This is a genomic window from Arthrobacter sp. MYb214 (assembly GCF_002979865.1).
Classification (GTDB): domain Bacteria; phylum Actinomycetota; class Actinomycetes; order Actinomycetales; family Micrococcaceae; genus Glutamicibacter.
In genome coordinates this window covers 12557-36628 of the sequence record NZ_PCPZ01000002.1, presented here as the reverse complement: position 1 = coordinate 36628, position 24072 = coordinate 12557, and the positions used below count along the sequence as shown (strand labels likewise).

Here is a 24072-nt window from a genome sequence, read left to right as displayed (position 1 = left end):
CGGTCGACCCGGATCAGCTGCGGTGCGCCACGCAACTGACCGCCACTGGCAATGTACGGTCGATCGCAGGAACTTGCCGTTTCGGGGCTCAAAGGCATCGGCCCCGTACTTTCGCCGACCTCCGGGCTCGTGCATGATGCCAATGCCAGGGATAAGCACGCTAGTGTTGCCCAGTAGCTTCTCCGCATCATCGGCAATCCTTTTTCATTAGACCCTGGAACCATATATTCTAATCAGCTTATGAGTGCATCAGCGGTTTGACTAGAAGATTTCAATTAAATGCGAAACGGTCGCCGCTTTTCCTGAAGATTCAGGAGAAACGGCGACCGTTCGTTTCCGGCGTATGCTCCAGGGCGTCAGCCCTGGTTCAGCGTCAGCTTAGAGAGCTGCGTAAACTTCGCGCAGCAGCACAGCAGTCTCCGAAGGAGTCTTGCCGACCTTGACGCCTGCAGCTTCCAGTGCTTCCTTCTTCGCCTGGGCGGTGCCAGCCGAACCGGAAACGATGGCGCCTGCGTGGCCCATGGTCTTGCCCTCAGGAGCGGTGAAGCCAGCCACGTAGCCAACAACTGGCTTGGTGACGTTGGCCTTGATGTAATCAGCAGCGCGCTCTTCAGCGTCGCCACCGATTTCACCGATCATGACGATGGCTTTGGTTTCTGGATCAGCTTCGAAAGCAGCCAGGGCATCGATGTGGGTGGTGCCGATGACTGGGTCGCCGCCGATGCCGATTGCGGTCGAGAAGCCCAAGTCGCGCAGTTCGTACATCATCTGGTAGGTCAGGGTACCTGACTTGGAAACCAAGCCGATTGGGCCCTTGCCGGTGATGTTGTTCGGGGTGATACCAACCAGTGCTTCACCTGGGGTGATGATGCCTGGGCAGTTAGGGCCGATGATGCGGGTGATCTGGTTGCCGTCGGCGTCAACCTTCGACTGTGCCAGAGCCCAGAACTCAGCGGAGTCCTGTACTGGAACACCTTCGGTGATGACTACAACGAGGCCAACTTCGGCCTCGATAGCCTCAACGACTGCGTCCTTGGTGAACTTAGGTGGGACGAAGACGATCGATACGTCTGCGCCTGTCTCGGCCTTGGCCTCAGCCACGGTGCCGTACACCTTGATGTCCTGGTCACCGTGGGTCACGGTGGTGCCGGCCTTGCGGGCGTTAACGCCGCCAACAATGTTGGTGCCAGCCTTGAGCATCAGGGCGGTGTGCTTGGTGCCTTCGCCGCCGGTGATGCCCTGGACGATGACCTTGGAGTCCTTGTTCAGGTAAATGCTCATTGTTCGCTTATCCCTCTTACTTCGCTGCGTTGGCGAGCTCGGCAGCCTTGTCGGCGCCCTCATCCATGGTTGCTGCCAGGGTGACCAACGGGTGGTTGGCCTCGGCCAAGATGGCGCGACCCTCTTCAACGTTGTTGCCGTCCAGGCGGACAACCAGTGGCTTGTTCGCTGCGTCACCCAGGGTGTTCAGCGCGCCAACGATGCCGTTTGCGACAGCGTCACATGCGGTGATGCCACCGAAGACGTTGACGAAGACCGACTTGACCTGTGGGTCATTCAGGATGACGTCAAGGCCGTTAGCCATGACCTCAGCCGATGCGCCACCGCCAATGTCAAGGAAGTTAGCAGGCTTGACCGAACCGTGGTTCTCGCCAGCGTAGGCAACAACGTCCAGGGTCGACATGACCAGGCCAGCACCGTTGCCGATGATGCCTACTTCGCCGTCCAGCTTGACGTAGTTCAGGCCAGCGGCCTTTGCCTTGGCTTCCAGCGGATCGGCTGCGCCCTTGTCCTCGAGCTCTTCGTGAGCCGGGTGGCGAACCTCAGATGCGTTGTCGTCCAGGGAAACCTTGCCATCCAGTGCAACGATGTCACCGGCACCGGTCTTCACCAGTGGGTTTACCTCTACGAGGGTGGCGTCTTCTTCCTTGAATACAACCCAGAGCTTCTGGATGGTGTCTGCAACCTTTGCGCGCAGCTCTTCAGGGAAGTTAGCTGCCTCAACGATTTCAGCGGCCTTCGCGGCATCAATGCCGACGATTGGGTCAACGGCAACCTTCGCCAGAGCATCCGGGCGCTCAACTGCGAGCACCTCGATCTCCATGCCACCTTCTACCGAGCACATGGCCAGGTAGTTGCGGTTTGCACGGTCCAGCAGTACGGAGAAGTAGAATTCCTCAGCAATGTCGGCGCCCTGAGCGATCATGACCTTGTTTACGGTGTGGCCCTTGATGTCCATACCGAGGATGTTGGAAGCGTGCTCGAAAGCTTCGTCGGCGGTCTTAGCGACCTTGACGCCGCCAGCCTTGCCACGGCCACCAACCTTGACCTGTGCCTTTACTACAACAACGCCGCCGATCTTCTCAGCTGCGGCTTTTGCTTCTTCCGGGGTGTAAGCGACGATACCGGCAAGCACGGGAACGCCGTGTGCCTCGAATAGATCGCGCGCCTGGTACTCATACAGGTCCACGGGTTTGTGTCCTTCGTTCGAAGTTCATGCTGACTCGCGGCACGGCCACAGACCGAAATCCATGCCATGCCAAAGAGAGCGCACCGCAACTACCGGGACGTCGTTAGGCGCCGTAGCCCGTGCGCACCTCTCAGACTATCCCGACTTTCGCAAACTTCCCACTTTTACAACACGTAGAGAAACTCGCGGGTCCTGCATCAAAGCAGCCGAATGTGACGCAGGAAACACGGAGGGCCCGTCGGCTAGTCCACGATTTCTAGCGGTGCATAGCGCAGCAATAGCCTCTTCTCGGAGTCCGGGAACTGCACCTTGGCCACCGTCTTGTCGCCTGCGCCCTCTAAAGCAATAACAGTGCCCAAGCCAAACGAGGAATGCTTAACATTCTGCCCGACTTCAGGGATGGTAATGTCCTTATTCTGCACAACTCGCGTCTTGGAAATAGGGGCGGCGTTGTGCCCTCGCACCGGTTGCGCCGATGCCGAACCTGCACCCCAGTGGCTGCCACGTTCATATCTGCTCGTGGCGAAATTCACCGCTGCGTTACCGAAACCGAAGCCCATTCCACCGCCAGAGCCCTCGCTCTTCCAGTCGATCAGCTCGCCCGGAACCTCTTCCAGGAACTGGCTCGCAGGGTTGTACTGGGCCTGCCCCCAGAGGCTGCGCTGTTCGGCACGGGTCAGGTACAGGCGTTCACGGGCACGGGTCAGTCCGACATAGGCCAGGCGGCGTTCCTCGGCCAGTTCCTTTTCGTCGGTCATGGAACGCTGGTGCGGGAAGACACCGTGCTCCATGCCCGTCAGGAAGACCACCGGGAATTCCAAGCCCTTGGCAGTATGCAGGGTCATCAAGGTGACCACGCCTTCCTGCACGGCCATTGCTGCTCCCTCATCATCGCTGGGAGCCTCTGGAATCTGGTCGGCATCGGCTACGAGCGCCACGCGCTCCAGGAACCCTTCGAGACCGCCTTCCGGTTCTTCGTTCACGTAGTCCCGGACCACGGCGACTAATTCGGCGAGGTTCTCCACCCGCGACTCATCCTGCGGATCCGAGGAGAGCCGAAGGGTCTCCAGGTATCCGGTCTGCTCCAGCACTGCTTCAAGGGCCTCTGCCGGCCCTGAGCCTTCCGCCACGGTCTTCAAGTCATCCATCATGGAGACAAACGCAGCAGTCATCTTGATTCCGCGGGTTCCCAAGCCTGGTGCTTCATCCGAACGGCGCAATGCGTCCATGAAGGAAACGCGATCCCGTTCAGCCAACGCTGCCACGGCGCCTTCGGCACGGTCGCCGATGCCGCGCTTGGGCTCGTTGAGGATTCGGCGGACGTTGATGTCATCATCCGGGTTCACCAAGGCGCGCAGGTAGGCCAGTGCGTCCTTGATTTCCTTGCGGTCGTAGAACCTGGTGCCGCCGACTACGCGGTACTTCAGGTCCACGCGCATCAGCTGTTCTTCCAGTGCACGCGATTGGGCGTTAGTGCGGTAGAAGATCGCCACGTCGCCCGGGCGGACATCCTCGTCATCGTTCAAGCGAAGTATTTCTTCGGCAATCCAGCGTGCTTCGTCGGATTCTGACTCCCCAACATAACCGGTGATCTTCTCGCCGTCGCCGCTGGCAGTCCACAGCTTCTTGTCATTGCGGTCGGGGTTTCGCTTGATGACCTCGTTGGCCGCGGACAGAATTGTCTGGGTGGAACGATAGTTCTGTTCCAGCTTGATGGTTGCCGCGTTCGGATAGTCCTTTTCGAAGTCGACGATGTTGCGGATATCGGCACCGCGGAAAGCGTAAATCGACTGGTCGGAGTCGCCGACAACGGTCAGTTCGCCTGGGACGGTATCACCTTCGGCACCGGTGAGTTCACGCACCAGCGAGTACTGGGCGTGGTTAGTATCCTGGTATTCGTCAATGAGCACATGGCGGAACCGGCGGCGGTAGTTATCGGCCACTCGCGGGAACGCACGGAACATGTAGACGACCTGTCCAATCAGGTCGTCGAAGTCCATGGCGTTGGCAGCGCGCAGGCGGCGCGTGTAACCGCGGTAGACCTCGGAAACGGCTCGCGAGAACGGATCATTGGTATTGATCGTCGCCGCGTAGTCTTCATCATCTATCAGCTCATTTTTCAACGAGGAGATCTTGTGGGCAATCGCCTTGGGCGTGAAACGCTTCGGGTCGATCTCCAAAGATTTGGCGACTAAGGTGATCAGGCGCAAGGAATCCGTGGAGTCGTAGATTGAGAAGTTGGATTTCATTCCAATGGTGGCCGCCTCGCGACGCAAAATACGCACGCATGAGGAGTGGAAAGTAGAGATCCACATCTTCTTCGCTTGCTCGTCGCCAATAAGCTCAGCGGCTCGTTCGCGCATTTCGGCAGCGGCCTTGTTGGTGAAGGTGATCGCCAGGATTTCGTGCGGCCGAGCACGGCCGGTCGCCAGGAGGTAGGCAATGCGGTGCGTAAGCACACGGGTCTTTCCTGAACCAGCGCCGGCCACGATCAGCAACGGGCCCCCAGCATAACGAACTGCTTCTTCCTGCTGCGGGTTCATGCCGACCAAAAGCTCCTCAGCAGTGGGCATGACCTGCTGTGCGGTATCTGGGGCGAAATCGTCAAAAAGGAAATCCATGATGTAGCCAGTCTACGTGGAGCGCCGGACACTTTCAGTGTGAGCGGGAAAGCCCACGCTATTGGCCGGGCATAATAGGAGATATGGCAAAGAAGGTCAGGAAAACCAAGGAATACCGCAAGCCCCAGCAGTTCGCCCAGGCGCCGAACGCGCCGCGCGGCATGAACATGGGGCCAGGCAAGGTGCAAAGCACCTCCCACGAGAACAGTTCGAACCCGATGCTGCTGATCTCGGTGGGCTTGATCATATGCGCTGCGCTATTCGCGTACTACCATCTGCTCACGATGGTGCAGATGCAGGACCTCAGCGATTCCCTGGCGATGCCCGATCAGCGTATTTTCGGCTACACCGTAAGCGACATAGAAGCATTGCGTGGCGCCATGGATGAAGATGCTGTTGGCCAGCTCAACTACTTGCACAAGACCGCTGGTTTCCTCTTCCCGATGTTTACGGCGGTCTTCTCCATGCTGTTGTTCATCCGCTGGATTCCTAACCGCCAGACGCGTTGGCTGGCTTGGGTTGCCCCTCTGGGCTTCGCAGCAATCGATATTTGGGAGAACTTCGCAATTGATGCCCTGTTCACTGGAGACCTCAGTGAAGGAGCTGTCGTTTTGGCATCGATCCTCACGACCATCCGCTGGGCACTGCTGATCATCACTGCGGGTCTTGTTGTGGGTCTTGGCGCTATCCGTGCCAATCGTGCGCTCAAGGCAAAGATGCTCGCAATTCGCGAGGGTACTGCCTAAGCCAGTGCGTGGGAATTACACCCGGGACATCCTAGTAAGATAGTGTTGTTGGTGTTTTCACGCCCATGCCCCTGTAGCTCAGTAGGATAGAGCGACCCTCTCCTAAAGGGTAGGCCGTCGGTTCGATTCCGGCCAGGGGCACAACTAGAGCCTTGTTTCCAGTCCTCGGACGGGAAACAAGGCTCTTGTCGTTACTACGGCGTTAAGCACTGCGGGTACGTTCCATCTGGAACGTACCCGCAGTGCTTAGTATGAGTCTCGCTTAACGCAGCAGCAATGCGGTCGCCTTTGGCGACAGCGAAGCGTCCATGACCACGCAAGCGCCACCGATGGCGCCGACGTTGGAGCCGAGCTCGGAGGTGCGGGTTTCGATTTCATGCACTCCGCGCAGGGCGAAGCGGCGGCCAATGGCGTCGCGGACTTGATCGTCGACCAGTTCGGATACCTTTTCCCACTGTGGACCGCCGAAGACGACTTCGCGAACGTCCAGCGAGTTGGCAAGCTGGCCGGCAACTTCGCCAACCTTGATCATGGCTTCGGTGACCAGTTCCTTGGCGACCTTGTTTCCTTCGTGAGCCAGCTCGTAGAGGCGGTTCATTCCGGCAGCCCGCTGTTCCGGGCCAACGATTTCGTAGCTTGGCAGTTCCAGCCCGCGTTCCTTGGCCTGCGCAGCGATGAATTCGTAGGAGGTGCCGGAAGCGAGGCAATCCTCCGCACCGCATTGTTCGCAGGCCACAGATTTGTAACCGGTTGAGTAGTGGCCGATTTCGCCAGCGTTGTTGCTTGCACCGTGGTGGACATCGCCGTTGAATACCAGGCCAGCGCCGAAGCCGTGACCGCAGTAAATGAAGACGAAGTCGTTGTTCTTCTCTTCCTTGGACTGCCACAGTTCGCCAACTGCTGAAGCGATGGTGTCCTTTTCGATGATGACTTGCAGGCGCAAGAGCTTGCGCAGCGGGTTCACCAGTTCAACATCTGCCCAGCCATCGAGCAGTGGCGGGTTCAGCACCACTCCTTCTTCGACGTTTACTGGACCCGGAACAGCAATGCCGACACCGACGATGTGCTTCTTCGGCACGCGGATCTCGGCAATGAGTTCCTTAACGGTAGTTGCCATGAGCTGGACAGTTTCGGTAGCTACTTCGAGGTTGGGAACTTCGATGCGGCGTTCGCGCAGGACCTCGCCGCGCAGGTTCATTGCGACGAAGGTCAGCACGCTGGGGTCTAGGTGGATGCCAATGGAAACAAGACGGTTGCCTTCGAGCTCCAGAACGGTGCGAGGCTTGCCTGGTCCGGAGACGATCGTGCGGTCTTCTCGGACGATTCCGTCGTCCAGCAAACGGCGGACAACGTTGGAAATGGTCTGTGGCGACAGACCAGTCGAACCGGCCAGTTCAACGCGGCTAATTCCCTCTGGTGCCCGTCGAATTGACTCAAGAATTACGGCTTGGTTGAAGTCTCCCAAGCGTCCTAGATTTGTACCCCGTCGCATTTATTGCTCCATAGATCTGTAAAGTTGATGGATCGATCTTTCAATTCCAACGTTTTCGGTAGTCATCAATACTTCGGTTAGATACTGCGAGTAAAGTAACCATGGTGAACTAGAACTAAAACCGTTGGAGATCCAATTAAGCACGTTACCATCTCTAACTCCTGTAAACACGCGATATTGTGTTTTAGTGAAGAAAAATTTGACGATCTCAGCGGCGTGTTTAATCAACAACCAAGGAGAAATTCTCCTGGTTCGCAAGCGTGGAACGACGAAGTTCATGCAACCTGGCGGCAAACCCGAAGCCGGGGAAACAGCGTTACAAACTATCATTCGAGAAATTCGTGAAGAATTGGGCCTCAGCTTCACCGCTGACGAGCTGCAATACGACGGCGAATGGATCGGACCGGCTGCCAACGAGGCGGAGACGATGATCCGCGCCTCTTTATACAGCGCAGCCTTCGATGGCGAACTCGTCCCGTTAGCGGAATTGGAGGAGCTGCTGTGGATCGACCCGCAGGTGGCCCTGGAACGCGACGATCTAGCTCCGTTGCTTCGCGACCGCGTCCTGCCGCTAGCCATTGAACGCAGCAAGAAATAGGCGCCGCTGGGTTCCTCCCAGCAGCATCAGGCCAGCGGCTAGCTTGCGTGCAAGTATTCGTCCCATGCCGCATCAACGTGCTGCAGTCCCGAAACCAGATGGCCAGCAACGCGTGGACGATGAGGTGTAATACGCAGTTGCCAGCCCAGTTGCGAGAGCATCTTGTCCGCTTTGCGGCTATTGCATAGCAGGCAAGCGGCCACGAGGTTCTCCCAGGTGTTCTGGCCTCCCCTGCTGCGGGGAATCACGTGGTCAATCGTATTGGCAGCTTTGCCGCAATACGCGCAGGTAAAAGCGTCTCTACGCAGAACGCCCCTACGAGTGACATGTTGCATGTCCCTGTAGGGGCGTCGTACATAGCGTTTCAGAACGATGACAGTTGGCCGAGGTAGATCTCCATGAGAACTGCGGATGGGGGCGAGATCATCTTGGAGAACGATGCTCGCTTTTTCGGTCATGACTAGCACTAGTGCTCGACGGAACGTCACAACTGCTAGTGGTTCGTATCCTGCGTTTAATACCAAAGTTCGCATTGCTCGTACTACCTTCATGAACCGATGGCCACCATCTGGCATTGATGGAGCTCGCGTTCTGCTCGGAGTGTCTCTAAGCGCTAGCCTATGCGATGCTTCGGATTATTGGTGGGTACCTAACCAAGAAATTGTCTTCTTTTCATCGTTCTGTTGCCCGGAGTTCAACTGGTTAAACGAACATAGGCCATCGGATGTCTTTCTCATCCGATGGCCTATGAAAAGCTTTGAAGCTTAGCCAGCTAGGGTGTAGTAGCCGTACAGCGGGTTGCGCGAAACCGAGTGGATCATGGTGTCCACGGTTGGGTTCTGCGCGCCGATCATCTGGCCGCCGCCCAGGTAGATGCCGACGTGGCCGCCACCGTTCTGGAATACCAAGTCGCCTGGCTTAGGGTTGCTGGTGCGGACGAACTGGCCGGATCCGAGGATGGCCGAGGTGCCTCGAGCAATGTTGATGCCGTGCTGCGCGTAGACGTACTTGACGAAGCCGGAGCAATCCCAGCCGCTTGGACCGTTGCCACCCCATACGTATGGAACGCCCACGTACTTGGCAGCGGTGCCTGCGATGCCGGAAAGGTTGGAGGTCTGAACAGGAGTTTCAGCCTTTGGCTGAGCCTTCTGCTGCGGAGCCGATTCCTGTCCACCCGAACGGCTCTGACGAGTCATCGGGGCCATCGAATCAGAGTTACCCGAGTTGCTGCTGCGGGTAGTTGGGGTGATGTCATTCGAAACTGCAATGACAACAGGCTCTGGCTTCTCTTCAGCGGTGAAGCTGGCGCGCTCGATTGCGACATCAGCCTTCTTGTCAGCAGCTACCTTTACTGCCTTGACTGCAACACGCTCTGGATTGATGGTGTCAACAGGCGATGCAGAAACGTCACGTGGTGCAGTTGCCTGGCCAGGCACGCCCAGAGTGACGATCAAGCCGGATGCTGCAGCTACAACGGCGGCCTGGCGGCCTACCGAGCCAGCGTTGGATGCTACGGCCTGCGAAATCGCCTGTAGCGAGTTGGTGCGTGGAACGTCGGCGCGGCGACGTCCGCGTGCATGACTCTTGGTCAAAATATTGCCTCTCCTTGATACCTACGAGGTAAGCTGTCGGGTTCGAAGTGGAGTTACCTCGGTGGATTCGAAGTTGCCTTCTCTATCCACTTCACCCCTAGGGTTGTTAGCCAAAACTAACGACCCGATATTGGTTCCCCCGCCACTGCCGTACGAGTTGTGTATAACTACTCATTGCGTGTTGGCAGTGCTCGGTTCTCACGCAATGATGCCCAGGGATCCCCATGGCACGCATACAAGACTATAGGAAGTTTTTTGAAATGTCACGTTTTGATCACGGAATGGTGACGAACGTCGTTATAACCAACCTGCTGGGTCTTTGAACTGACCGTCAACGATCACTTCGAAGTGCACGTGAGGACCGGTTGAGTTGCCAGTGCTGCCGGCCAACGCAACAACGTCACCGCGCTTAACTTTCTGGCCAACCTTCACAACCAGCTGGCTGTTGTGGCTGTAACCGGTCTCCAGGCCGTTGCCGTGGTCAAGGGTGATGCGGTTGCCGGAGTGCCCAGCCCAACCCGAGACAGTCACAACACCGTCAGCTGCCGCGTAGACCTTGGTACCGCTTGGCACACCGTAGTCGGTGCCGCTGTGGATCATGAAACCTGGACCGGTTGGATTCTTGCGGTGCCCGAACGTGGAGGTGATGCGCTTCGTGGTGACCGGTGCGCCGAGCAATCCCGAGGTGTCCTTGATGGCCGTGACGCTACCGCCCGAAGCGGTCATGATCTCGGCGAACTTCTCTTCCTTGGCAACTTCGGTGTTCAGCTCGGAGGTCAAAGCTGCACGCTCCACGGACAGTTCCGCATTGCCGGTAGGTGCAGTTACATCTACAACTGCGGAAGTGGCGGTGCGCTGAGCTGCGACCTCAACGGCCTTGTTCTCCTCCGCGCTGCCGGAGAGCTGTGGAGTTACGGCGGCAAGCGCCAAACCCGAAACGGCGGCTACGGCTGCCACCTTGTGGGCGAATCCACGGTGGGTGGATTTCTGAACCTTGGACTTGAGGCTAGAAATGAACTCGACATTGCCTGCTGCTTCGATCGGGGCAGGCTTGCTGGCAGGGGCTTGAACAGCTCCTGGCAATGCAACGACGTTGCTCGCGGTATCCTTGCCGGCCAGCAGGGTCTGGTTAGGAGCAACACCGTAGCGCTGCATCGAGTCGAATCGTCGACCAACGAAATCTTCATGTACCGGCTTGACCGGTGCAATCATCGGGACGGTGGCAGCGGCACGTGCTGCTCGGCGCCCGCCGTTACGCTCAGCAGTCGAAGCGGTGACTTCTGCAATCACATCTACTTCGACGCCGGCAGCGCGGCGACGTCCCGCAGTCTTGGTTTCTACCAAAACATTCCTCTCACTGTTGCGCCTACGAAGTTAGCTGTCGGGTTCGGCTATTGAGAATCAGCCGGCCTGCTTGTCGCAGAACTTCACCCCAAGGCGTTTGCACGCCGGAAAGTGGGTCCCCCGTTATTGCCCTCAAGATTTGGTGACCGTTTCTGGCGCAGGGCAACACTAGGCGGTCGCACCAAAAATGGATAGAGCTAACTAGATCGCTAGCTCCAAGGCTTAACGCTACCTGTCAACGCCGAAAGTTACAATTTCGTTATCTTTTCTGAGACTTTACAAATACGTGTGCGCTGACCTCGACCGGCAGCTCCAGGGCGCCTTCGATGCCGTCCACGCGCACTACAACGTAGTCGTCGGCGCGCTCCAAGGTGACAATCGCACCCGGGCGGATTCCACCTTCGTTCAGTTGTCCGAGCAGGATTGGGTCCGTTTGGATAGGTTCGGCCAGGCGCTCAATTGCCACCGGGCCGATGTTTCCGGACAGCAGAGCATCATCCAAGTTCTCTACTTCATGTGAGATTTCGCCCACATTGGGGCCACCGAGGACTTCCAGGCCCGGAATTGGGTTGCCGTAGGGCGACACTGTTGGCTTGCCCAGAAGATCAAAGAGCCGACGCTCGACGCGTTCGCTCATCACGTGTTCCCAGCGGCACGCTTCATCGTGCACGTACTCCCAGTCCAACCCGATGATGTCCGACAACAGGCGCTCCGCCAAGCGGTGCTTGCGCATCACGCCCGTAGCCAGCTCGTGACCTTTTTCGGTCAAAGCAAGGTGGCGATCGGTCGATACGATAACCAGGCCGTCTCGTTCCATGCGAGCAACCGTCTGCGACACGGTTGGGCCCGAGTGGCCAAGACGCTCTGCAATTCGGGCGCGCAATGCCACGATTTCCTCTTCTTGAAGCTCAAGAATGGTACGCAGATACATCTCGGTTGTATCGATAAGATCAGACACGGCAGTCGCTCCTGGAAGTCACAACAATTAAGTTCGCTCGAAATTTACGTGGCGTCGATATCCCACTCTACTTGGTCGGAGCTGCAGAAAGCCCTGTAACCCGCCAAGCCCTCGGCGTAACCGACCGACGCGCTTTTCTCACGACACCCCGCTATTTGCGAAGATATCTATTGAAACGCCAAGGCTATCTGTCAATATTCCAAACCATGGGTAATGGTGGCCGTTATGGCACTTCAATCTATCGCTACAAGAGGAGCGCGATGAGCACGGATATCAACATTCCAGAAAACCTTCTGCCCGCCGATGGTCGATTCGGTGCAGGACCTTCCAAGGTTCGCGCGGAACAGATCCAGGCCATCGTCGATGCCGGCGCCGAACTGCTGGGCACCTCCCACCGCCAGGCTCCGGTCAAGAACCTCGTAGCTTCGGTTCAGGACGGCCTGAAGGAAATGTTCAACGCACCAGAGGGTTACGAAGTTCTTCTCGGCGTGGGTGGATCCACCGCGTTCTGGGATGCCGCTGCATTCAGCCTGGTCCGTTCCAAGGCGCAGCACCTGTCCTTCGGCGAATTCGGCTCGAAGTTCGCCAAAGCCACCGACAAGGCTCCATTCCTGGAACCTTCCTCCATCATTGTCGGCGAGCCGGGCACCGTACCTGAACCCGTAGCCGAAGCCGACGTAGACCTCTACGCGTGGCCGCACAATGAGACCTCAACCGGTGCCGCGGCGCCGATCAAGCGCGTTGCTGGCGCCAACGACGATGCACTGGTAGTCATTGACGCCACCAGCGCCGCCGGAGGCCTGGACGTGGATCTGTCCGAGACCGACGTGTACTACTTCGCTCCGCAGAAGAACTTCGCTTCCGACGGCGGCCTGTGGCTGGCTTTCGTTTCTCCCGCCGCGATTGCCCGCATCGAGGAAATTGCAGCAACCGACCGCTGGATCCCCGACTTCTTGAACCTGGCGACCGCGCTGGATAACTCCTTGAAGAACCAGACCTACAACACGCCATCGCTGACCACTCTTGTGGGCCTGGATGCGCAGATCAAGTGGATCAATGCCAACGGCGGCCTGAAGTGGGCGGCAGCGCGCACGGCACAGTCCGCAGGGATGATCCGGGCTTGGGCCGAGGCTTCCGAAATCGCTTCCCCTTATGTGGCCGACCCAGCGCACCGCTCGAACGTCATCTCCACCATTGACTTCGATGACTCGGTCGATGCCTCGGCAATTGCCAAGGCACTGCGCGCTAACGGCGTTGTCGACGTGGAACCATACCGCAAGCTGGGCCGCAACCAGCTGCGGATCGCCACCTTCGTTGCGATCGAGCCAAGCGACGTCGAAGCACTGCTCAAGTGCATCGACTACGTGATCGAGCAGCTCTAAGAACCCTCGATTAAAGCCAAAGACCTTCGCACAACGATTCATCATCGTTGTGCGAAGGTCTCTGCCGCTATTGCCTAGTTTTCCTTGCGCGTGCGATTACGCTGCGCTGCCCGGCGACGGGCTGCGGTGCGCTGCGCCGTGCGACGGCGGCGTACCTGGCGACGTGCCGGCGACTTATGCTGCTGCACAGCGTCATCGTCATTTTCGGCGCCGTCCGCTTCGACTTCGGTCTGCGGATCCTGGGCCTCGGCGCCTGGATCCGATGGATCCTGCTCCTTCGCTGGCTCCGTGGCTTCAGGACCGTCGGCTTCCCCGCCGGTCCCGGCCAAGTCCTCTGCGGCTTCGGCGGCCTTGGCCGCTTCAATCTCTTCCTTTGCCAGGCGGTCGGCCCATGGCACCCATGCCGGAGCGAGCAATGACTGCTCCCCTGCAATAATGCCTACTTCGCAAACCGTCAGGTCCTTGGATTTTGCCCGTGAAACCCGCGCAAGCGTGGCGAACCAGGTCCATCCTTGATATCCCGACTTATGGGAGGCAAAACGATGGGTGACAAGTCGCTCACCTTCCGCCGTGACGCCTAGGTGTTCGCCGATTTCTGACGCACCGGCAATTTCTGCGAGCGCACCGCGAGCAGTATCCACTGCCTCGGCGAGGATGGTGTCCAACTTGGGTTTACGGGCCATTATTTATGCGTCCAGATCGTCGGCTACCGCACGAAGTACAGTAGCAACCTTCTTGCCATATGCCTGTTCAGGATAACGCCCATTGCGCAAGCTATTGGAAACGTTGTCGAGCAGCTTAATAAGATCTTCGATCAGCACTGCCTCGTCTTCGGGCTTCTTGCGCTTGGCACGTGCGACCGATGGGGCGGCTTCGAGCAAGCGCAGGCTCAGTGCCTGTGGGCCGCGGCGGCCTTCGGCAACGCCGAATTCCAGGCGGGTTCCGGGGCGCAGGTCATGCACGCCTTCGGGCAATGCCGCGGCATTGACGTAGATCTCTTTGCCATCTTCGGCGGTGATGAAGCCGAAGCCCTTGGCCTTTTCGTACCACTTAACCTTGCCGCTAGGCATGATCATTTACCTCGTTCGTTCTTGTAGCTAAGCTGCATAGCCGAGGCCTGCTCAGCGCCATGCATATTCATATGTGCGATCCAGCGGAGCCACTGCCGGAATTCTTCTCTGCTTCTTGCCGGGTGCTCAATCTGCTGGATCGCTTCAAGTCCTTTATCTAAGATTATGTCATCTCTCGTGCGGTGAATTCATCTTTGCCCGGCAATCTTCGCATTCCGCCTGTCGCCCATGGCTCCGGGGCTAAACTTGGTAGCGTGAGCGATTCATCCAAAACCATGACTGCACTTTCCCGATTGGCGATCATCATCGCCATCCTTTCCGCCTTGGCGCTGGTCGGAACCCTCGTCTTCTACTTCCAGGAGATGGCCATCCCGCCGCTGCTGATGCTCTTTGCGCGCTTGGGCTTGCCAACGGCATTCATCCTGGCCGCCATCGTGGTCTTCGGAAACGTCGCCAGGCGCCGAAAAAGCTAGCCACTCGCTTCAGCATTCACTCAGCGGACTCCCAGACTTCTTCGGCACACTGTAATTCATGAGTCCAAAAACTGCTGAGGCAAAACTTCTCGTTGTCGATGACGAGCCGAATATCCGCGAACTGCTCTCCACTTCCCTGCGCTTTGCAGGCTTCGAAGTTGTCGCTGCTGCCAACGGACGCGAAGCCCTCGCAGCCGTTGAAGCCGAAGAACCGGACCTGGCCGTCCTGGACGTCATGCTTCCGGACATGGACGGTTTCACCATCACCCGTAAACTGCGCGCCGCTGGCCGCCACTTCCCGGTGCTGTTCCTGACCGCGCGCGACGACACCAGCGACAAGGTCACCGGCTTGACCGTCGGCGGCGACGACTACGTCACCAAGCCATTCAGCCTGGATGAAGTCGTCGCCCGCATCCGTGCCGTCCTGCGCCGTACCGCCAATGGCGAGGACGAGAACGCGACCATCATCGTGGCCGACCTTGAGCTGGATGACGACGCCCACGAGGTGCGCCGTGCCGGGGAGATCATTGACCTGTCCCCCACCGAGTTCAAGCTGCTGCGCTACCTGATGATGAACCCGAACCGCGTACTGTCCAAGTCGCAGATCTTGGACCATGTCTGGGAATACGACTTCAACGGCGATGCCTCGATCGTGGAATCCTACATTTCCTACCTGCGTCGCAAGGTGGACCGCCCGGAATGGCCTGCACTGATCCAGACCAAGCGCGGCGTGGGCTACCTGATGCGCACCCCAGACCGCCGCTAACGGCACACGTAACGGTCCGCGCCAATAATTGAAGGCCTTGTAAAGTCAGCATATGAAGTCATTTCGAGCCCAGTGGCGTCGCACCTCGTTGCGGACCAAACTGGTCGCGGTCATGTTTGGACTGATGATCGTCGCGATCTTCGCTACCGCTATCGGTTCGGCGCATACGCTGAGGATCGCGATGACCAGCCAGATCGACAAGCAGCTGAACGTGTCCAAGTCGACGATGGCCTACGGGCTGAACAAGGCCTACCTCTACTCCTTGAACGAGGACAACGGCAGCCATGACGCCTTGGATGTCGATGCCACGCTGCTCGGGCTCAGCAGCGCCTACGCTGACATTCGCGACCAGGACGGCGAGATCGTCTACGTGATGCCGCGTTCGCGGGTCGGTCCTTCCAACGGCACGGATCTGCCGCTGCTTAATATGGAACAGATCCAGCAGCTGGCAGCCCACCCGAACTCCCCTGCCACGGTCCCCGGCGCCTTCCCCACCTCCGCTGGTTGGCGTACGGTGATGATCCCGTTGAAGAGCAGCGAGCTGAACCTGTTCTTGTCCATGCCGCTGGATAATGTGAACCGTACCGTCAGCCAAACTGCGGTGCTGGTGCTCTCCACCGGCACGCTTGCGGCCCTGCTGATGTCGATGATCGCCTACGGGCTCACCGGGCGTTCGCTCAAGCCGCTGATCAATGTGGAGCGCACCGCGTCGATGATCGCCGATGGCGATCTGTCCCAGCGCGTGAAGGACTATCCCGCTGAGACCGAAGTGGGCAGGCTCTCGCGCTCGCTCAACGCCATGCTGGCCCAAATTGAAAAGGCGTTCAACGACCGCGAGGCTTCCGAACAGAAGATGCGCCGCTTTATCCAGGACGCCTCGCATGAGCTGCGTACCCCGCTGGTCACCATCCAGGGCTATTCGGAGTTCTACCGCTACGGCGGGCTGGCGGATCCGGAGGCCATGGACTCGGCGATGGGCCGCATCGAAAGCGAATCCAAGCGCATGGCCCGCCTGGTTGAGGACCTCTTGATGCTCGCCCGCCTGGACGAGCAACGCCCCATGGAAAAGCAGCCAGTGGATTTGCTGGTCCTGGGCCAGGACGCGGTGGAAGACACCAAGGTCCGTGCACCGGACCGTACCGTCAAACTTGTGGGGCTCGTGTCCGAACGCCCCAGCCCAGCGAGCACCGTCGGTGATGATGCCCGCATCCGGCAGATCATCGCCAACCTGCTCACCAACGCGCTGCGCTACACCCCGGAAGGTTCCCCCTTGGAAATTGCCGTCGGCGTGCGTTCATTGGTGGCTGGAACGCTGGACGCGGTCGTTGAAATCCGCGACCACGGCCCGGGCATCCCGGCCGAGGATTCCAAGCGCATTTTTGAACGCTTCTACCGCTCCGATAGCTCGCGCCAACGCGAGACCGGCGGTTCCGGCCTGGGCTTGGCCATTGTTGCGGCCATCGTCCAGCAGCACGGAGGTTCGGTGGCGTTGGCAGATACCCCTGGCGGTGGCGCCACGATGTCCATCTCCATGCCCTACGTGCCGCTGCGCGAACCGAAAGCACCGGAAGTCGACGATACGGAAGACTAGCGCCGATGGCTTTCTCCACACCCCGTGCCGGTTTTGCCCGGCACGGGGTGTGGTGTTTCTAAGGTGAGTGCATCAGTGATCAAACCGCTCATTCCAGAAAGGACGATTCCAGTGAGTACGTTCTCCACCAACACCGGCGAGATGCAGGTTAAATCCCAGGCCGTCATGAACACCATTGACCGGCTACGCAATGAGGTCTCGACCATGCAAATGAACTTGGACCAGTTGCAAAGCACCTGGCAGGGTTCCGCCGCGGCCTCCTTCCAGTCGATCGTGGCCGAATGGCGCTCAACCCATGTGCAGATCGAAGAGGCGCTGAGCAGCATTGCCACGGCCTTGAACCATGCCTCCATGCAGTACGAAGAGGTCGAGCAGGTCAACACCTCGCTGTTCCGTTACTGAAAACCGCAGACGCGACGGCCGGTTGATCAGTAGGCTTAGCCTTATGAGCATTCTGATCGACCCGCCGCGCTGGCCTGCCCACGGCACGCTCTTTGCCCACTTGGTGTCGGATACTTCATTGGCTGAACTCCATGAGTTCGCCGGGCAGCAAGAAATCTCCCGCCGCGCTTTCGACCGGGATCACTACGATGTGCCTCGCGAACGCTACGATCGGCTCGTGGCAGCTGGCGCCCTTGAAGTCTCCGGATCCGAGCTGGTCCGCGCACTGGTCAAGTCCGGGATTCGGATACCAGCCAAATACCGTCCGGAGAAGCTGGGCACCGTCCTCACCCGGCGTTGGTCCCGCACCTTGCCCACCGAGCCTCAGCTCGGAACCGAGCTGTTGGGCTATTGGTCCGAGAGCCATCGCCACTACCACGACCGGGTGCATCTGCTCTCGGTGCTCGAAGCCATCGACTGGCTGGCTGAAGGCCAGGCCGATCCCGAAGAACTCATGCTGCTCCAACTCGCTGCGTGGTTCCACGACGCCGTCTACGCAGGAACCAGCGAAGACGAGTTCAAATCGGCCACCTTGGCCCGTGAACGGCTATGGGGAGTCCTCTCCCCTGGTGCCGTCTCGAAGGTCAGCGGGCTGGTCATGCTCACCGCCAAGCATGCCCCGGCAGAAACCGATCGCCTGGGCCATATCCTCTGCGATGCCGATCTGGAGGTCCTGGCCCGCCCCGCTCCGGCCTACCAGCGCTATGCCGAGGCCATCTACAAGGAGTACGGGCATCTTCCCCGCCATGTGCTTGCTGCCGGGCGCAGCAAGATACTCAGCGGCCTGTTGGAGAAAGAACTGATCTACGGCACCCAAGCCGGATCCCGGCGCTGGGAGCAGCGCGCGCGGAATAATTTGGGCACCGAGCTGGAGCTGTTGCACAGCTGGCTATAGTGCAACGCTTGTCCCACGTTAAACGGCCGATGGCCCGGATCCCTCGAAAGGATCCGGGCCATCGGCGCGATTACTGCGTGCTTAGTGCGTGCGGGAAGCTTAGAAGCCGCCCATTCCGCCCATGCCACCCATGTCATCGCCACCGGCTGGGGCAGCGCCAGCAGGAGCTGGCTTATCTGCGACAACAGCTTCGGTGGTCAGGAACAGGCCAGCGATCGATGCCGCGTTCTGCAGTGCCGAACGGGTCACCTTCACTGGGTCGTTGACACCAGCTTCAAGCAGGTTGACGTATTCGCCGGTTGCAGCGTTCAGGCCGTGGCCTGCTGGCAGGCCCTTGACCTTGTCAGCGACAACGCCTGGCTCCATGCCAGCGTTCAGGGCAATCTGCTTCAGCGGGGCTTCGATGCCAACGCGGACGATGTTCGCACCGGTAGCTTCGTCGCCTTCCAGAACCAGCTTCTCGAATGCTGCAGCGCCAGCCTGGATCAGTGCAACGCCACCACCGGCGACGATGCCTTCTTCAACAGCTGCCTTGGCGTTGCGCACGGCATCTTCGATGCGGTGCTTGCGCTCCTTGAGCTCTACCTCGGTAGCAGCGCCGGCCTTCAGCACAGCGACACCGCCGGAGAGCTTTGCGTGGCGCTCCTGCAGCTTCTCGCGGTCGTAGTCCGAGTCGGTGTTCTTGATCTCGGCTGCGATCTGGGCCTTGCGCCCCTCGATGGCGTCGGCTTCGCCGCCACCTTCAACGATGGTGGTCTCGTCCTTGGTGATAACGACCTTGCGGGCGGTACCGAGGACTTCCAGGCCTACGTTGTCCAGGGACAGGCCGATTTCCTCGGAAACAACCTGGCCGCCGGTGAGGATAGCGATGTCGGTCAGCATGGCCTTGCGACGGTCGCCGAAGCCCGGAGCCTTGACAGCAACGGACTTGAACAGGCCGCGGATCTTGTTCAGGATCAGGGTAGCCAGGGCTTCGCCCTCGACATCTTCGGCGATGATCAGCAGCGACTTGTTCGACTGCATGACCTTCTCCAGCAAGGTCACCATGTCCTTGACCGAGGAGATCTTCGAGTTCACGATGAGGACGTAAGGGTCCTCGAGAACGGTTTCCTGGCGCTCAGCGTCGGTGACGAAGTAAGCGGAGATGTAGCCCTTGTCGAAGCGCATGCCCTCTGCCAGCTCCAGCTCCAGGCCGAAGGTGTTGGATTCTTCAACGGTGATAACGCCCTGCTCGCCGACCTTGTCGAGAGCTTCAGCAATCAGTGCGCCGATTTCCGGATCGCCAGCAGAGATCGAAGCGGTAGCAGCGATCTGCTCCTTGGATTCGACCTTCTTCGCAGCGGCGAACAGTTCAGCGGTAACAGCTTCTACGGCCTTGTCGATACCGCGGCGCAGTGCGATTGGGTCAGCACCTGCGGCAACGTTGCGCAGGCCTTCCTTGACCAGTGCCTGTGCCAGCACGGTTGCGGTGGTGGTACCGTCTCCAGCGACGTCGTCGGTCTTCTTGGCAACTTCCTTGACCAGCTCTGCGCCGATCTTCTCGTAAGGCTCTTCGAGGTCGATTTCCTTAGCGATGGACACGCCGTCGTTGGTGATAGTAGGAGCGCCCCACTTCTTTTCCAGAACAACGTTGCGGCCGCGTGGGCCCAGGGTGACCTTCACCGCGTCAGCAAGGGTGTTCAGGCCGCGCTCAAGTCCGCGGCGTGCTTCCTCGTCAAATGCAATCATCTTAGCCATTGTGGCGTACGGTCCTTTCGGGACGATTTTGCGAAAATGCAACCGACAGACAGCGCCCGCGACGGACGAGTGGACCGGTGCGGCATCGGGCCAGCAACCGTTTCAGCTCTCGCTATCTGAGGTATTTTCCACTCCCACGCCCTGCATCCGCTGTCCGGTGCTTCATGAAGTTCTTGGAGAACGCAAAAGCCGACCGGCGTTAGCAGTCGCAACGCATGAGTGCTAATACAAATATTGGCACTCTCGCATGGCGAGTGCAAGCCGATCGGCTCTGAGCGAATGGAATTATGAACGAATTATTCGTTTAGCCCCAGGGTGTCATCGGAGCCCAGAACCACGGTGACCCGGTTCGGAATGTTGCTGGTCTGCAGAACTTCGTCGATATTCAGGATTTCTGCAGCTTTTTCAGCGGTAGTGCGGTAGGACTCGGACATGTAATAAACCGTGGAGACTTCTGCGGGCCTGGTCCAGTTGTCGGCCACAATGCTGGTGAACCCGGCTTCGGCCATGGCGTCTTCGCCTTCATTAGCCAGACCGGCAACACTTGCCGCGTTGTACACGCCAATCAGCTGGCCGTAGAGCACGTCTTCGTCATCGATGGTGCTCGTTGGCGATGCGGATTCACTAGGTGTGGGTTCCACGGAGGGCTCGGCGGTGACTTCCTGGGTTTGCGAGGTGTCGCTTCCCGTGGAAGTCGCGAGGGTCTCCTTGAGCTGAGGGCCGAAGATGAAGGACAAGGCACCGATCACCAGCACGAGTACAGCGGTCAGCACTACCCAGCGCAATTTCCCACCGGTTGACTTCGACGCGGCGGACTGCGCCCATCCGTGGGCGTGGTGCGAACCCACACGGGTGCTGAACTCCGGAACGCGATCAAATTCGTCACGCGGGTAGTTGGTCATTCTTGTCCTTGCTCGAGGTCTGATTGGTCACGGCAGGCAGGGTTATCGTCCCGTGCCGACCTTACCGCCCACGCGACGTTTTGTGGAACGTGCTCTGCGCAGGCGCTTGACCAACATCGGGTCGTAGGCCAGTGCCGCGTCGGTTTCAATCAGCTGGTTCAGCAGCTGGTAGTAATTCGTCGGCGACATCGAAAACTGCTTGGTAATGGCTTGTTCCTTGGCCCCGGCATACTTCCACCACAACTTTTCCAGGTTGAGGATCTGTTGCGAACGCTCATCCAATTCCGAATCCGGGTTCATGACGAAATCCACCAGCAATTCATTCTCAGCCATACGTTCTCACCTCTGTCATTGGACCAGTTTTCTCGGGTTTCGGCTATGCATGTAATCCACCATCGGTAGACATACCACCGATATTCTAACCAATCTGCTTGCCTAACACCGTGTGGCCGAGCACAGGCACGCCAGAAAAACGGCACAATTACCCCTATGGACGATTTGCAGCCAGCACTTTTCGATGCACCCCAGCCAGCTCGGACACCAGTGTACGAAGCGGCTGATTTCCCGTTCTACCATGGTGCCCAATCCATGGCCGACCACGGGTTTATCGCTGCAGACTGGGTACCGGCACTCTGCGAGCAGGACTCGTTGCTGCGTTCCCTGGCCACCGATTTGGCGGCCCGTTCGGCGGCCGGTGAACAGATCCTGCCGGCACCGGAGGTGACGTTCCGCGCACTGAGCCTGCCATTGTCCGAAGTCAAGGTCCTAATTGTTGGCCAAGACCCATATCCGACACCCGGCCACGCAAACGGTTTGGCCTTCGCGGCCAACAAGCAGGTGCGTCCGCTGCCGCGCTCCTTGGCCAATATCTACAAGGAATTGCACTCCGATCTGGGACTGGAGCCGGTCGCGCATCCGGATCTCAGTCCATGGCTTTCCGAAGGCGTCTTGCTGCTGAACCAGGTGCTCTCCGTAGCCGCTGGCAATGCCGGCTCGCATCAGAAGCTGGGTTGGGCGCCAATTCTGCATGCCATCCTCACCGCGCTCAATGACCGTCCGCGGCCTCCGGCGGCTTTGCTCTGGGGCAAGCATGCGCAGAAACTCTCCGAGTCCCTGTCCAACGCCGTGCAGCTGCAAAGCGCCCACCCCTCGCCGCTCTCAGCCTCGCGCGGGTTCTTCGGCTCCAAGCCCTTCTCAAGCATCAATCGGCTCCTGTCCGACAGCGGACAGAAGCCGATTGACTGGTCGTTGCCGAAAGCCTAGCGTCGGCGGATCCGCCGGCGCTCACGCCGGGCGCTGGAGGTCAATGGACGGCACAGCGTATCGCCGAAGACGACGCCGCCAGCGATGGAGAGCATGATCGCCATGGCGTTGAACATCTCCACCAGTCCCGTGGCGGTGTCATTGACGTTGATGACGATGCCGTACATTGCGCGGAAGATCATCAGGCCCGGAAGCAGGAACATGACCGCAGGAGCCGCTAGCACCAGCTGCGGGGAGCGGAGTTTGTCCGCCGCCAGCCGCGCGGCGAAACCGATCACCGTGGCGACCAGCGCCGGGGTAGCCCGGTCTCCGAGTCCAATGCTTTCGGCCAGCAGCTGCACCAGGTAGCCGCCGACCGCAATGCCGGCGGTAGGCAGCAGCAGGCGCAGCGCGCTCTGCTCGGTGACCGCACCGGCGACAATGGCCACGCCCACCAAGACCACCAGCAGCCAGGCCGGATAGTCGGTTTGGACGATCTGGTGAACGTCGACCTTCTCTCCCCCGAGCAGATCCGAGATCACCAGGGCCGTAGCAATTCCGCAGAGGATCGCCCCGTAGATCAGGCTGGCCGAGAACAACCGGCCTACCGCTGTCACCGGGAAGCCGTTGATGGCATCCTGCAATGCCGAAACGAATCTGCCCGACGGAAGCAGCAGCAAGATGCCGCCAGAGACCACCAGCGCCGGATCCAGCGGAGCGTGGAATTGATGCCCCAGCAAGGCAATGCCGGTGACCACCAATGTCGAGGCCGCGATAGTGAAGAACTCGGGCACTCTCCAGCGCGAGCCGTATCGGCCGATCTGCGTCACGAGGCTCGAGGACAGCATCGCCACCAGCGCACCAGCCCACGAGCCGCCAATGAAGAGCACGAACGCGGCCGCGAACACGGCCCGGCCGCAGGCGACGATCCAGCGCGGGAACGGCTTGGGCTGCCGCGTGATGTCCTTCAGCCGCTTCGCTGAAACGGATCGCGATACGCCGCCGGCAATGATATCCGAGACGAGTTCGTGCACCAGCACCATGCCGGCGTAGTTCGAGGTGTAGGAGCGGACCACACGCAGCACCGAGTAGCTTTCGGCGTCCGGCGGGCTGTAGTTCAAATGCAGGGACTGGTTGGTGATGTCCACATCCAAGTGGCTCAAGCCCAGTGCCGCGGTCACCGCGATCACGCTGGTTTCCACTTCCAAGGCGCCTGCGCCGTAGCGGATCAAGGTCTCGCCCAAATCCAGCGCGAACTCCATGGTGCGCCGGTTGGACGCGTCCTGGTCCACATTGACCTTGGGGTTGGCGTAGGGGGTGCCCTGCAGGCGCTCAACGATGTTCAGCGCCTCGGTGGGAGGGGTATCCGAGATCCACATTTTCGCCAGCAGCCGACGGGCCACCGGGTTGGCGCGGGTAGGCATGAGGGTAATGCCCTCATCGGTGGTGTGGACCTGGCCGGTGCGCCACTCGATATCCGAGACATCGGCAGCCGCCACGTTGGCGCTGACCGCCGTATTGAGCGGTAGTTCAGATGCCGTTGCCGGCTCTTCGGCGGGCTCTGCCGGATGGAAGCCCATGTTGATCTCACTAGTGGCAATGCGGGGCAAGACGCCAGCTAGCGGAGCCGGATCCTCGCCTACGGCATTCGACGAGGCGGCCTGTTCCTCGCTAGATCGATGCGCCACGAATCATGCCCCCTCATCCAAAGTTTTTCCCATGGGATTCACCATACAACCCGTGCATGAAAAG

At 59.3% G+C, this 24072-nt stretch carries 23 protein-coding genes, 1 tRNA gene and 2 riboswitches; of the genes, 10 read left to right on the top strand and 14 right to left on the bottom strand.

Translation table 11 applies throughout. From position 1 onward, the window contains the following. Window positions 1–378 precede the first annotated feature (378 nt). From sucD to pcrA, 3 genes are all read right to left on the bottom strand, one after another. On the bottom strand, window positions 379–1281 hold the full coding sequence (gene sucD, locus CQ012_RS05990; RefSeq protein WP_105659138.1) for a succinate--CoA ligase subunit alpha: 903 nt from the start codon (window positions 1279–1281) through the stop codon (window positions 379–381). Window positions 1282–1297: 16 nt separating this feature from the next. After that, window positions 1298–2470 (bottom strand): ADP-forming succinate--CoA ligase subunit beta, encoded by a 1173-nt coding sequence (gene sucC / locus CQ012_RS05985; protein ID WP_105659137.1) that lies wholly within the window; start codon window positions 2468–2470, stop codon window positions 1298–1300. 242 nt (window positions 2471–2712) lie between these two features. Beyond that, the gene (pcrA, locus tag CQ012_RS05980) at window positions 2713–5091 is read right to left on the bottom strand and encodes a DNA helicase PcrA (RefSeq protein WP_105661600.1); all 2379 of its coding nucleotides are present in this window, start codon (window positions 5089–5091) and stop codon (window positions 2713–2715) included. Window positions 5092–5174: 83 nt separating this feature from the next. On the opposite strand from pcrA, the gene CQ012_RS05975 reads away from it, so the two are divergent. Further along, window positions 5175–5837 carry a hypothetical protein gene (locus CQ012_RS05975; protein WP_105659135.1) on the top strand — a complete coding sequence of 221 codons (663 nt, stop codon included), beginning with the start codon at window positions 5175–5177 and terminating at the stop codon, window positions 5835–5837. Between the two features lie 67 nt (window positions 5838–5904). Then, window positions 5905–5978 (top strand) — tRNA-Arg (locus CQ012_RS05970). A gap of 121 nt (window positions 5979–6099) precedes the next feature. Here the strand turns inward: CQ012_RS05970 and CQ012_RS05965 are convergent. Then, window positions 6100–7329, bottom strand: a complete 1230-nt coding sequence (locus CQ012_RS05965; RefSeq protein ID WP_105661599.1) for an ROK family transcriptional regulator — start codon at window positions 7327–7329, stop codon at window positions 6100–6102. 187 nt (window positions 7330–7516) lie between these two features. Between CQ012_RS05965 and CQ012_RS05960 the strand changes: the two genes are divergently transcribed. Further along, window positions 7517–7927, top strand: coding sequence for an NUDIX hydrolase (locus tag CQ012_RS05960; RefSeq protein ID WP_105659133.1), 411 nt, complete (start codon window positions 7517–7519; stop codon window positions 7925–7927). 38 nt (window positions 7928–7965) lie between these two features. On the opposite strand, the gene CQ012_RS05955 is transcribed toward CQ012_RS05960, so the two are convergent. The 4 genes from CQ012_RS05955 to CQ012_RS05940 all read right to left on the bottom strand — a co-directional run bounded on the left by CQ012_RS05955 (window position 7966) and on the right by CQ012_RS05940 (window position 11821). After that, entirely contained in the window at window positions 7966–8460 is a 495-nt protein-coding gene (locus CQ012_RS05955) for an HNH endonuclease (RefSeq protein ID WP_105659132.1), read from the bottom strand. A 231-nt stretch (window positions 8461–8691) separates the two neighbouring features. Then, a complete protein-coding gene (locus CQ012_RS05950) occupies window positions 8692–9519 on the bottom strand; it encodes a C40 family peptidase (RefSeq protein ID WP_105661598.1) in 828 nt (275 codons plus the stop codon). Window positions 9520–9522: 3 nt separating this feature from the next. Next, a riboswitch (cyclic di-AMP (ydaO/yuaA leader) is annotated at window positions 9523–9693 on the bottom strand. Between the two features lie 123 nt (window positions 9694–9816). Next, window positions 9817–10863, bottom strand: coding sequence for a M23 family metallopeptidase (locus tag CQ012_RS05945; RefSeq protein ID WP_105661597.1), 1047 nt, complete (start codon window positions 10861–10863; stop codon window positions 9817–9819). Window positions 10864–10867: 4 nt separating this feature from the next. Next, window positions 10868–11018: riboswitch (cyclic di-AMP (ydaO/yuaA leader) on the bottom strand. Window positions 11019–11122: 104 nt separating this feature from the next. Next, complete coding sequence (locus CQ012_RS05940) at window positions 11123–11821, bottom strand: iron-dependent transcriptional repressor DtxR (RefSeq protein ID WP_105659129.1); 699 nt, start codon at window positions 11819–11821, stop codon at window positions 11123–11125. Between the two features lie 260 nt (window positions 11822–12081). On the opposite strand from CQ012_RS05940, the gene serC reads away from it, so the two are divergent. Further along, window positions 12082–13203 carry a phosphoserine transaminase gene (serC, locus tag CQ012_RS05935; RefSeq protein ID WP_105661596.1) on the top strand — a complete coding sequence of 374 codons (1122 nt, stop codon included), beginning with the start codon at window positions 12082–12084 and terminating at the stop codon, window positions 13201–13203. A gap of 74 nt (window positions 13204–13277) precedes the next feature. Here serC and CQ012_RS05930 read toward each other — a convergent pair whose 3' ends face one another. Both CQ012_RS05930 and CQ012_RS05925 read right to left on the bottom strand, forming a co-directional pair. Further along, entirely contained in the window at window positions 13278–13886 is a 609-nt protein-coding gene (locus tag CQ012_RS05930) for a DUF3027 domain-containing protein (RefSeq protein WP_105661595.1), read from the bottom strand. A 3-nt stretch (window positions 13887–13889) separates the two neighbouring features. Further along, window positions 13890–14273 (bottom strand): cold-shock protein, encoded by a 384-nt coding sequence (locus tag CQ012_RS05925; RefSeq protein WP_038990235.1) that lies wholly within the window; start codon window positions 14271–14273, stop codon window positions 13890–13892. A 254-nt stretch (window positions 14274–14527) separates the two neighbouring features. Here CQ012_RS05925 and CQ012_RS05920 point away from each other — a divergent pair, with 254 nt between their 5' ends. From CQ012_RS05920 to CQ012_RS05900, 5 genes are all read left to right on the top strand, one after another. Continuing rightward, window positions 14528–14746, top strand: a complete 219-nt coding sequence (locus CQ012_RS05920; protein WP_105661594.1) for a hypothetical protein — start codon at window positions 14528–14530, stop codon at window positions 14744–14746. A gap of 58 nt (window positions 14747–14804) precedes the next feature. Further along, window positions 14805–15512, top strand: a complete 708-nt coding sequence (locus CQ012_RS05915) for a response regulator transcription factor (RefSeq protein WP_105659125.1) — start codon at window positions 14805–14807, stop codon at window positions 15510–15512. A 52-nt stretch (window positions 15513–15564) separates the two neighbouring features. Beyond that, the gene (locus CQ012_RS05910; protein WP_105659124.1) at window positions 15565–17103 is read left to right on the top strand and encodes a sensor histidine kinase; all 1539 of its coding nucleotides are present in this window, start codon (window positions 15565–15567) and stop codon (window positions 17101–17103) included. A 111-nt stretch (window positions 17104–17214) separates the two neighbouring features. After that, window positions 17215–17505 (top strand): WXG100 family type VII secretion target, encoded by a 291-nt coding sequence (locus CQ012_RS05905; protein ID WP_038990044.1) that lies wholly within the window; start codon window positions 17215–17217, stop codon window positions 17503–17505. A gap of 43 nt (window positions 17506–17548) precedes the next feature. Continuing rightward, window positions 17549–18439, top strand: a complete 891-nt coding sequence (locus tag CQ012_RS05900) for a DUF4031 domain-containing protein (protein WP_105661593.1) — start codon at window positions 17549–17551, stop codon at window positions 18437–18439. A gap of 99 nt (window positions 18440–18538) precedes the next feature. Here the strand turns inward: CQ012_RS05900 and groL are convergent, their stop codons facing one another. From groL to CQ012_RS05885, 3 genes are all read right to left on the bottom strand, one after another. Further along, window positions 18539–20176: a chaperonin GroEL gene (gene groL / locus CQ012_RS05895; protein WP_105659122.1), complete on the bottom strand. Its 1638-nt coding sequence runs from the start codon at window positions 20174–20176 to the stop codon at window positions 18539–18541. Between the two features lie 296 nt (window positions 20177–20472). Continuing rightward, window positions 20473–21078 (bottom strand): LytR C-terminal domain-containing protein, encoded by a 606-nt coding sequence (locus tag CQ012_RS05890; RefSeq protein WP_105659121.1) that lies wholly within the window; start codon window positions 21076–21078, stop codon window positions 20473–20475. Window positions 21079–21120: 42 nt separating this feature from the next. Then, a complete protein-coding gene (locus CQ012_RS05885; RefSeq protein ID WP_105659120.1) occupies window positions 21121–21411 on the bottom strand; it encodes a DUF3263 domain-containing protein in 291 nt (96 codons plus the stop codon). Window positions 21412–21567: 156 nt separating this feature from the next. Between CQ012_RS05885 and CQ012_RS05880 the strand changes: the two genes are divergently transcribed. Next, on the top strand, window positions 21568–22341 hold the full coding sequence (locus CQ012_RS05880; RefSeq protein ID WP_105661592.1) for a uracil-DNA glycosylase: 774 nt from the start codon (window positions 21568–21570) through the stop codon (window positions 22339–22341). Here the strand turns inward: CQ012_RS05880 and CQ012_RS05875 are convergent. Then, on the bottom strand, window positions 22338–24008 hold the full coding sequence (locus tag CQ012_RS05875) for a threonine/serine exporter family protein (protein ID WP_105659118.1): 1671 nt from the start codon (window positions 24006–24008) through the stop codon (window positions 22338–22340). The two genes, CQ012_RS05880 and CQ012_RS05875, sit on opposite strands and share 4 nt — an antisense overlap. Window positions 24009–24072: the final 64 nt, after the last annotated feature.